The sequence below is a fragment of the uncultured Campylobacter sp. genome (genome assembly GCF_938030815.1).
Taxonomy (GTDB): Bacteria; Campylobacterota; Campylobacteria; order Campylobacterales; family Campylobacteraceae; genus Campylobacter_B.
On record NZ_CALHII010000059.1, the window covers coordinates 1 to 1,943 of the forward strand.

Consider the following 1,943-nt stretch of genomic DNA (forward strand, 5'->3'; position numbering starts at 1 on the left):
TTTTTCTTTTTTATTTGGTTTTAATTTCGGTTTTAAATTTAAAGCCCGTATTTTTGCAGCCGAACAAGCCGTGCCGCTACGGCGCCGCGCAAAATTTCAAAGTAAATTTTAGCTCGACGTTTTTTGCTTCGGTTAAAATTTAAAGCATGACTTATTTTTAAAATTTACGCTCTGAGATACAGCGCGCAAAATTTAGCCCGCGTTTTTGACGTCGCCGTATTTATAGTACGCCGCGCATGCGCCTTCGCTTGAGACCATGCACGATCCTATCGGGTTTTGAGGCGTGCAGTGCTTGCCGAAAACCTTGCAATCATACGGGCTTTTTTTGCCGCGCAAAATTTCGCCGCAGATACAGGCCTTGCTCTCGGGAGCGCTCTGTACGCTGCAATCAAACTGCACTCTGGCATCCAGCGCCGCGTACTGCGGGCGCAACTTCATGCCGCTTTTTGGAATTTCGCCGAGCCCTCTCCACGAAAAATCGCAAATTTCAAAATATTTATCTATCAAATTTTGCGCTTTTTGGTTGCCGCCCTCTTTTACGACGCGCTCGTATTCGTTGAAAACCTCGTAGGTGCCGGCGTTTTGCTGCTCCACCAAATTTAACACGCCCGCCATTATGTCAAGCGGCTCAAATCCGCTTACGGCGATCGGCTTTTTATAATCGCGCGCGATACTTTCGTAGGCCTTCGCGCCGGTGATCACGCTTACGTGGCTAGGCCCTAAAAACGCGTCTATCTGCACGTCCGCATCGTCCAAGATCGCTCGCACGGGCGCGGGCACCGTAACGTGGTTGATGTGAAAAAAGAGATTTTTTAGCCCCAGGCTTAGCGCCTTATCGATCAGCACGGCGCTCATCGGCGTCGTAGTCTCAAAGCCGATTGCAAAAAATATCACTGTTTTTTGTGGATTTTCCTGCGCGATCTTTATGCAATCAAGCGGGCTATAAAGCGCTCTGATGTCGTGTCCCTCGCTGCGCAGCTTCTGCAAGCTGGTGCGAGAGCCGGGCACGCGCAGCATGTCTGCTAGAGTGCAAAAGATACTCTGTGGCATCGCGGCGAGCTTGATCGCCTCGTCGATGCGACTGCGCGGCATCACGCACACCGGACAGCCCGGGCCGTGGATAAATTTTATATTGTCGCCGACCAGGCTCGGAAGGCCGAATTTCATGATCGAGTGCGTATGTCCGCCGCAAATCTCCATAATATTTAGCGGCTTTTTGCTTTTAGAAATTATCAGCTTGCTAAGCGCTAAAATCAGCTCCTTATCCCTAAAATCCTTGATTAGATCCATTATTTACCTTAAATTTTACGGGTTTGCAAGCCGTTTTAATTCTCTGCGCCGGCTCTCGGCTTTATGCTTTCATATACGGAGCCCTCTTCCACCCTCATCTGCTTTGCAATCTGTTCGTAAATTTCGATACTCTCCTTCGCTCGCTGCGTATCGATCTTCTCCATCGCAAAGCCCACGTGGATCAGCACGTACTCCCCGACCGTCGCTGGCTCTGGAAGTAGATCCAAGCTCACGCCGCGGCGCACGCCCAGAGTCTCCACGGTCGCGAAATTATTTTCGTCGATCGAGATGATTTTTGAAGGGATTGAAAGACACATTAACGAAATTCCTTCTTGTATTGTAGGAATTTCAGCCATTTCTCCATGCCCTCGCCACTTTTGCTATCAAGCGCAATGACGTCGGCTTTCGGATTGAGTTTGTGCACTTCGCGCACCACCTCCTCCATATCGAAGTCAAAATGCGGTAGCAGCGCTGTTTTGGTGATTACGACGCAGTCTGCACGGCGAAATATCACGGGGTATTTTGCGATTTTATCGCTACCCTCGGGCACGCTTAGAAGCACTACGTTCAGGTGCGCGCCTACGTCAAATGCCGCAGGGCAGACGAGGTTTCCGACGTTTTCTATGAAAACCAGATCCAAGCCTTTCGTATCG

General features: G+C 49.8%; 3 protein-coding genes. All 3 read right to left on the bottom strand.

From position 1 onward, the window contains the following. Positions 1–192 precede the first annotated feature (192 nt). Positions 193–1,290 (bottom strand): hydrogenase formation protein HypD, encoded by a 1,098-nt coding sequence (gene hypD, locus Q0277_RS02170; RefSeq protein ID WP_297995138.1) that lies wholly within the window; start codon positions 1,288–1,290, stop codon positions 193–195. Positions 1,291–1,325: 35 nt separating this feature from the next. Continuing rightward, a complete protein-coding gene (locus Q0277_RS02175; RefSeq protein WP_297995142.1) occupies positions 1,326–1,607 on the bottom strand; it encodes a HypC/HybG/HupF family hydrogenase formation chaperone in 282 nt (93 codons plus the stop codon). After that, positions 1,607–1,943: hydrogenase nickel incorporation protein HypB (gene hypB / locus Q0277_RS02180; RefSeq protein WP_297995143.1), on the bottom strand; the 337-nt coding region annotated here is incomplete at its 5' end. The genes hypB and Q0277_RS02175, both read right to left, overlap by 1 nt.

What these genes read in the sequence shown, in the direction of transcription:
- hypD (WP_297995138.1), bottom strand. Translation starts at nt 1,290, where the DNA reads ATGGATCTAATCAAGGATTTTAGGGATAAGGAGCTGATTTTAGCGCTT.
- Q0277_RS02175 (WP_297995142.1), bottom strand. Translation starts at nt 1,607, where the DNA reads ATGTGTCTTTCAATCCCTTCAAAAATCATCTCGATCGACGAAAATAAT.